1 protein-coding gene is annotated in these 9,291 nt (G+C 41.3%); it reads left to right on the top strand.

Going from position 1 to position 9,291, the window contains the following annotated elements; genetic code table 11:
- A partial coding sequence (locus EWU22_RS11100) for a beta strand repeat-containing protein (protein ID WP_161566850.1) occupies positions 1 to 9,291 on the top strand: 9,291 nt, incomplete at both ends.

Below are 9,291 nucleotides of genomic sequence, written 5' to 3'. Positions count from 1 at the left end.
TTACTCCATCAACTGGAACGGCAGCGACAAGTGGATCAGTATCGATCAGTGCAGGAACGGCGACGAAATTAGTAGTAACCGGAACGGGCACTCAAACAGCAGGCAGTCCTCAAACGATTACCGTAACAGCGAAAGATGCTCAAGGAAATACGGCAACAGGGTATACAGGCTCACATAATATTACCTTCTCAGGAGCGAATAGTTCAAGTAGTCCAGTGACAGTACCAACGATTGGCGGTACAGATTTTGGTACAGCAACTAGTTTAAGCTTCACGAATGGAGTAGCGACAGCATCAATGATCTTGTACAAATCAGAGCTAGCGACCATAGCAGCTACCGATGGAACGATTGTTGCAGCTGGATCAGATCGTTTATCAGTAACCGCCTCAGAATCGAGCTTCAGTAAATTGGTGGTAAGCTTAACGAGTCCACAGATCAATGGCACAGCCTTTACAGGCACGAATACCTTGACAGCACAAGATGCTTATGGTAATACAGTAACTAGTTTCAATGCATCAGGAAATAACATTACAGTAACAACTACATTAACAGGAGCAATCTCAGGATTATCTGGAACGGACATATTAACTAATGGAGCAGACTTCACGAGTGGTGTAGCGAACTTAACGAGCTTAGGTTTGAAATTCACAGGAACTTCAGGAGCAGGAACATTTACTTTTACCCCAGCATCTGGAACAGCAGCTACTAGCTCAAGCATTACAGTAAGTCCAGGAGCGGCAACGAAGTTTATCGTAACCGGCACTGGAACTCAAACAGCAGGAGGAAGTCAGACTGTAACTCTAACAGCGAAAGATGCGAGTGGCAATACAGCGACAGGATATACAGGTGATAAGTCGATTGTATTCTCAGGAGCGAATAGTTCAACAAACCCAAGCACGGCAGCAACAGCAAGTGATAAAGTAAGTGCAGATATTAACTTTGGTACAGCTACAGTAGTTACTTTCAGTAATGGAGTAGGAACTACTTCAGTGAAATTATATAAATCAGAAACAGCCTTATTAGTAGCAACCCAAGGAGGAGTAACTACATCAGGTTCAGATCGTTTAAGTGTTGTGGTTTCTCCTGCTACCTTGAATAAGTTTGTAGCTAGTTTAGCTAGTCCACAAAGTAATGGGGTAGCCTTTACAGGAACGAATACCTTGACGGCCCAAGATGCTTATGGAAATACGGTAACAACTTTTGCAGCCAATACAAATAATGTAACGGTAACAAGTACGTTGACAGGAACGATTAGTGGCTTAGGAAGTGGAGTTAACAATGTATTGAACCAAGCTGGTGATTTTGTGAGTGGTGTAGCGAACTTGACCAGCTTAGGCTTGAAATTTACGGGTAATGTAGGTACTGGTACATTTAGTTTTGCCTCTGCTACGGGTGGAGCTACAGGAACAAGTGGCAATGTGACTATTGACGCTGGTGCTGCCACGCGTTTGGTGATTACTGGAACAAGTACTATTACAGCAGGAACTAGTCAAACGATTACTTTAACTGCGAAAGATGCCCAAGGAAATACGGTAACCACTTACGCAGGAGTCAAAGCATTGACATTCTCTGGCGCAAATGTTTCCCATAATCCACAAACAGCACCAACTGTAGGCGGAATTGATTTCGGGACAAGTACCAATGTGACATTTACCAACGGAGTTGCTACAGCATCTATGATTTTATATGAAGCAGCAGTAGTTAATATTGTGGCTAATGATGGAAGTATTGCTTCTTCTGGTGCTGATAGATTGGCAGTAACAGTTAATTATGGAACCTTAAATAAATTTGATCTTGCAATGACCACTCCACAGACTAGTGGAGTAGCCTTTACAGGAACGAATACCATAACGGCAGAAGATGCTTATGGAAATGCTATTTTAAATTTTGATGCTTCTACTAATAATGTAAGTGCGACCACTAGTTTGGGCGGAGCAATTACAGGCTTATCTGGAGTAGATAAATTGACGAGTAATACGGATTTTGTGAATGGTGTTGCCGATTTAACCAGTAAATTAATTTATACGGGTACATCAGGATCTGGTACTATTACCTTTACTTCTACTACTGGTGGAGCAACAGGTTCATTTAATGGTTCAATCAATCCTGGTACAGCTACTAAATTTGTCATAACAGGTAGCAGTACAGAAACAGCTGGAGGAGCTCAAACCATTACCATCACTGCCAAAGATGCGAGTGGTAATACAGCTACAGCTTATACAGGAACTAAATCTTTGACATTTACTGGAGCAACGAGCTCTTCTAATCCAGTGACTGTTCCAACCGTGGCTGGAACTAATTTTGGTTCGGCAACCAATATTTCATTTAGTAATGGTGTGGCAACAGCTAGTATGGTATTGTATAAAGCTGAAACAGCCAATGTGGTTGCTACACAAAGTTCCATTACTACTTCTGGTTCAGATCGATTAAGTGTATTAGTTGCTGCTGCACCATTCAGTAAGTTAGTGGTTAGTTTAACCAGCCCACAAACCAATGGAGTTGCCTTTACAGGAACAAATACATTGACGGCACAGGATGCTTATGGAAATACTTCATTATACAATGCATCAACAAACCCTGTAACAGTTACTACTTCTTTAACTGGAGCCATAACAGGTCTTTCAGGAACTAATATTTTAAGTAGTGCAGGTGATTTCACTGCTGGAGTTGCTAATTTAAGTTCAAGTTTGACTTTCTCTGGAACTGTTGGTACTGGGACATTTACCTTCTCTCCAAATACGGGTACAGGAGTAACGAGCTCAAACGTTACGATTGGTTCAGGTGCAGCAACTAAATTTGTTATTACTGGTACAGGAACTCAAGTAGCTGGAGCCACTCAAACAATGACTATCACGGCGAAAGATGCCAATGGTAATACAGCAACTACATATACTGGAACTAAAGCATTGACCTTCTCTGGAGCGAATGCTTCACCTAATCCAGCGACGGCACCTAATGCCACAGATAATGGAAGTACATCCATTGATTTTGGAACGACTACGAATATTGCATTTAGCAATGGTGTTGCTACGGCCGATTTGAAATTGTATAAAGTTGAAACAGCGAACATTGCAGCTAGTGCATCTGGAATCAATGCTTCTACTGGAAGTGATCGTTTGACAGTGGTAGTTAGTCATGGAGTAGCTACTAAGTTTACTGTAAGCTTAGCAAGTCCTCAAAACTCAGGCACAGCCTTTACAGGTACTAATACATTAACAGCTTATGATGCTTATGGCAACGTAGCCACAACCTTTGATGCCTCAGCGAATGTAATTACTGTAACTTCTTCATTAACGGGTACGATTTCAGGATTAAATGGTTCAAATGTATTGAATAATGCTCTTGATTTTAGTTCAGGAGTTGCCAATTTGACTAGTAAATTAACCTTTACAGGTACTGCTGGAACAGGCACATTTACCTTTACTCCAGCTTCAGGTACACCTGTTACCAGTGGTAATGTAACGATGGGTTCAGGTAACGCCACTCGATTGGTCGTGACAGGAACAGGTACTCAAACGGCAGGAGGTACACAGACTATCACGGTAACGGCTAAGGATGCTCAGGGAAATACGGTAACAACTTATACAGGAGACCATAATATAACTTTTGGAGGAGCAGCTTCATCTACTAATCCGGTAACAGCTCCAACTGTGACTGATAAAACAGCTGCTGCTGTTGATTTTGCAACAGCTACTACGATGACCTTTACTTCTGGAGTAGCCACAGGAAGTATGATCTTGTATAAGGTAGAATCTCCATTCATTACAGCTTCTGCTTCAGGTATATCGGCTTCTACAGGTGGAGATCGATTGTCTGTTGTAGTTAGTCCTAGTACAGGAACTAAGTTTACAGTAAGCTTAGCTACCCCGCAAACGAGTGGTCAATCCTTTACAGGTACTAATACGTTAACAGCATACGATACTTGGGGTAACGTAGCTACAGGGTTCAATGCTGCAACAAACAACATCACAGTAACTACTTCATTAACAGGTACTATTTCAGGCTTAACTGGAACGAATAAATTAAATAATGTGAGTGATTTCACCAATGGTGTATCATCCATTGCTGGCTTAACCTTTACAGGGAATGCAGGAACAGGAACTTTCACTTTTACTCCGGCATCTGGTACAGCGGTAACGAGTTCCAATGTTACTATTTCTGCAGGTGCAGTTAGTAAATTAGTCATTACTGGATCGGGATCTCAAACTGCTGGAGCTGCACAAACTATTACTATTACAGCCAAAGATGCGGATGGAAATACGGTAACAGGTTATACCGGAGATAAAACATTGACTTTCTCTGGTGCAACTAGTTCCCCTAGCCCAGCGACAGCACCTACGGCGACTAACAAAAATTCAACTGCCATAAATTTTGGTAGCAATACTGTTGTGACGTTCACCAATGGGGTAGGAACAGCTTCAATGATTTTGTATAAAGCAGAATCGGCACTCGTTTCTGTAACAGATGGAACAGTAAGTTCTTCTGCTAATCAAGATAAATTGAGCGTTTCTGTAAGCGGTGCAACAGCCTCTAAATTGGTAGCAACTGCATTATCACCTGCTTATCCAACCATGGGTTCTAATAATGCTACCTTGAATGCTTTGGTACAGGATCCTTATGGTAACCAAGTAAATGTGAGCACTAATACAACCTTACAATTAGGCTTGACTATCGGTGGAGTAGATAAAACAGATAAGTTGGTTCGTACTACTTCAGGTGGAGTATTGTTGTCTAATCCTGTAACTGTGACAATTAACGCAGGAAGCAGTTCCTACTTAATTGATTATTTACGTTTTACCGAGTCGACTAGAAATACACCATTGTATACATATAATAACAATGCGATTGTAACGACTACTGCTATTTCAGGGATGAGTCTGACAGCTAGTTCAACAGGATCATTTACAATTACAGAAGGAGCTATTTACCAACCAACTTCTAGCGGAAACTGGACATCTGTCGGATGGCAAGTATCTACCGATGGTGGAAATTCGTTTGGAGCAAGTTCAGCACCAACACAAACTTCACAAGGTGAATATGATATTGTTAAAATTCCTTCAGGAATTACTACTACCTTAAACACGAGTATTGAATTATATAGTTTAATCATTGATGGAGTATTTGATTTAACAACAGGTGGTACGTTGACCTTGAAGCATGCTGTTGATCAATATGCTGATTATGATGTTCATACGCATGGTACATTCAAAAATTCAGGCGGTACATTTGTTAATACAATGCCAACTGATTTTATCGTTTTCCATGGTGGAACTTACGAACATGCTAGAAATGGAGGATTTATTCCGATTGGACAATGGACTTCTAATTCTGGTGCTGGAACAAATGCTTTAGTTAAAGTTAATGGTATCACATCTACCGCATTAACTTCTGGTTTGGATCAGAACTTCATGAATGTGGAATGGAATAATGCATCTCAAAGTGTTACCCAAACATTGCATGGAAATATCAGTGTATCTCAAAACTTTAATTTAGCTAGTGGAGATTTGGCAATAGGTGCTAATACCTTGACTCTTAATGGGTCTATGTCGACCATTACTGGAAATTTATTAGGTAGTTCAAGTTCCAATTTGGTAGTCAATACGACCTCAGGAACACCAACATTTAGCTTCAAAGCAGGCTCTCGTCAATTGGGTAATTTAACAGTAAATACTTCATCAGGTATTGCTTTAGATTCCGATGTATTAATCAATGGTACTTTGGCATTCCAAAATGGAAAAGTAGTGACCAATGGAGGAAATATCTTGACATTAAGTAGTGGAGCAAGTATTTCGGGTGCTGGAAGTTCCAAATATGTTCAAGGTAAATTGGCAAGAGGTATTCCTCAAAACTCAAGTACAGTAAATTTCCCAATTGGTGATTCTGGAAATTATGCACCAGTGGATTTATCTTTTGCTGGAAGATCAGGTAGTTTAACAATTACTACTTCAACAACAGTTTCAGGATCAGCTCCTGCTGTGGCATCTGGTATTAGTCAGTCCAAATACATCAACCGTTATTGGACTATTAATGACTTAGATAATACATCAGGAACTTATAGTTCGATGGATGCCACTTTGAATTATGTTGGTGGAGATATTCAAGGTAGTGCTAATACAGCTAGCCTCATTGTTAGAAAAAAATTAGGAGTTGTATGGTCAATAGGCAATGCAGGAACAAGAACTGGTACATCGGTTCAAAGTTCAGGATTTACTTCTTTAGGTGATTTTTATGCGGGAGAATCTGCAGGTACCAATAAGTTTGTATTGAATGCACCTTCTGATATTGCAGCAGGTACTAGAGCAGCTTATACAGTCTCTCGTCGTGATATCGCTAATTTATCCAACACAGTTGGTGCTCAGACCGTGTATTTATATAGTACAGGCGGAGCATTCTACAGTACATCTAATAACGGTAGTGTGATTACATCCGTGAATATTGCTGATGGAGACTCTGTAGCTAATTTCTGGTTTAGCCATACACTTTCAGGTAATTATACTGTAAGTGTATCTGAGGCTACTCCAAGTGCCAATGGCGCTACAGGAATATTGGATGCTTCTGATAATATTACGGTGAATCCAGCGAGTGTCGATGCCGCTATTTCAACCTTATTACCTACTTCTTCTAGCATCACAGCAGATGGAGCAAGTACACAATTATTAACAGTCAGAGCCAAAGATGAATTTGGTAATAACCTAAGTTCTGGTGGTGCCACAGTAACGATTACAAAGCTTTCAGGAACAGGTACCATCAGTGCGGTTAGTGATGCTGGAAATGGAAATTATACAGCAACTGTAACGGCAGCTAGTGCTTCTGGTTCTGGTGTATTTGTAGCAACAATCGGTGGGGCAGCAGTGAAAAGTGGTTCTGGTGTTCAAACAGAAGCAACAGTTAATTATGTACCAGGAGCAATTGATGCTGCTATAACTACATTAACACCTACTACCTCAACTATTACAGCGGATGGATTGACAACCCAAGTATTAACTGTTACAGCGAAGGATGCTAATGGAAATAATATTGGAGTTGGAGGGGCAACCGTAACGATTACTAAATTATCAGGTTTAGGAACGATAAGTGCAGTTAATAATGTTGGAGACGGTACCTATACAGCTACAGTAACTTCACCAACCAGCTCAGGCTCAGGTGTATTTGTTGCCACGATAGGTGGAACAGTAGTGAAAAGCGGTGGAGGTTCACAAACTCAATCAACCATTACCTTTGCTCCAGGAACTGCTACTAAATTAGTAGTGACAGGAACCGGTACCCAAACCGCTGGAGGTACACAAACAATTACGCTTACTGCGAAAGATGCAAATGGTAACACGGCTACAGCATATACTGGTTCTCATACCATTACTTTCTCAGGAGCAGCCAGCTCTCTGAGTCCAAGTACTGCACCAACCGTGGCTAGTACTAATTTTGGAACAGGAACAAGCTTAACATTTACGAATGGAGTAGCTACGGCTTCCATGAAATTATATAAAGCAGAGTCTGCCACAGTTTCTGCTACAGACGGAACTATCTCATCTACAGGTGCTGATCGTCTTTCAGTTTCAGTAAGTCCAAGTACATTAAGCAAGTTTGCAGTTAATTTAACTTCTCCTCAAATTAATGCAGTAGCATGGACAGGGGTTAATACAATTACAGCACAAGATGCCTATGGAAATACGGTTACTAGTTTTGATGCTTCTCAAGATATTATCACGGTAACGGGTGTTCCTGCGGAAGGAGTAGTTATTTCAGGACTGTCAGGTGGAGATAAATTAAACTCTGCCTCCGATTTCGTGAATGGTGTTTCTAATTTGACTAGTAAATTAACATTAACAGGTAACTCAGGAACGGGAGCTTTAGTCTTTACCTCGGCTTCTGGTTCTACAGGGACTGATTCTGGAGATATTTTACCAGGGGATGCAACGAAGTTTGTCGTAACGGGTAATTCAACTCAAACAGCTGGAAATGCGCAAACAATTACCATTACAGCTAAAGATGTCTCTGGAAATACGGCTACTGGATACACAGGAAGCAAATCCATTGTATTCTCGGGTGCAGCAAGTTCAGCTAGTCCTGCAACTGCTCCAACAGTTGCAAGTACCAATTTTGGAACAGGAACAAGTTTAACATTTACGAATGGGGTTGCAACGGCTTCCATGACTTTATATAAAGCAGAGGCAGCTACAATTGTTGCAACGCAGGGGGCTATTACAACTTCAGGAGGTGATCGTTTATCGGTGACAGTTGGAGCAAGTAGTTTCTCCAAATTGACAGTAAGTTTAACAAGCCCTCAAATAAGTGGCACTAGCTTTACAGGCACGAATACGTTGACAGCTCAAGATGCCTATGGCAATTCAGTTACAACCTTCAATGCTGCATTAAATAATATTACAGTTACAACTTCCTTATCAGGAGTGATTTCAGGTTTTGTTGGTGGGGATGTGATATTAGCACCTGAACGTTTTGTAAATGGAATAGCTGATATCTCAGGTTGGTTAAAGTATACGGGTGCAGTTGGTACAGGTACATTTACCTTTACGCCTGCCACTGGTACTGCAGTGACAAGTTCGTCTGTTACCATTAACTCAGGTGCAGCTACGAAATTAGTACTAACAGGAACTGGTACTCAAACAGCAGGAGGTAGCCAAACAGTCACATTAACAGCGAAAGATGCCAGTGGAAATATGGCAACAACCTACACAGGTTCACATAGTATAACTTTTTCAGGAGCCAATAGCTCATCAAGTCCAAGCACAGCACCTGCAGTAGGGGGAACTGATTTTGGAACAGGAACAAGCCTAACTTTCACTAACGGTGTAGCAACGGCATCCATGTCCCTATATAAAGCAGAAACGGCTACTGTAGTAGCTACCGATGGAACTATCTCAACGGTAGGAGCGGATCGTTTATCTGTAGTAGTTTCTCCATCAAGCTTCAGCAAATTAGCTGTAAGCTTGGCGAGCCCACAAGTGAATGGTGCAGCCTTTACAGGAACGAATACCTTAACGGCGCAAGATGCTTATGGCAATACAGTTACCAGCTTTAATGCCTCAGGAAACAATGTGACTGTAAGCAGTACGTTGACAGGCACGATCAGTGGTTTAGGAAGTGGAGTTAACCATGTATTGAATCAAGCTGGCGACTTTAGTAGTGGAGTAGCGAACTTAACAAGCTTAGGCTTGAAGTTTACTGGCACATCTGGTTCAGGTACCTTTACCTTTACCCCAGCGAGCGGAACAGCAGCCACTAGCTCAAGCATTACTGTAAGTCCAGGAACTGCTACGAAATTAGTAGTAACAG

This window comes from Aquirufa nivalisilvae, from assembly GCF_004307455.1.
Lineage (GTDB): Bacteria > Bacteroidota > Bacteroidia > Cytophagales > Spirosomataceae > Aquirufa > Aquirufa nivalisilvae.
This window is presented reverse-complemented; position numbering and strand designations above follow the sequence as displayed.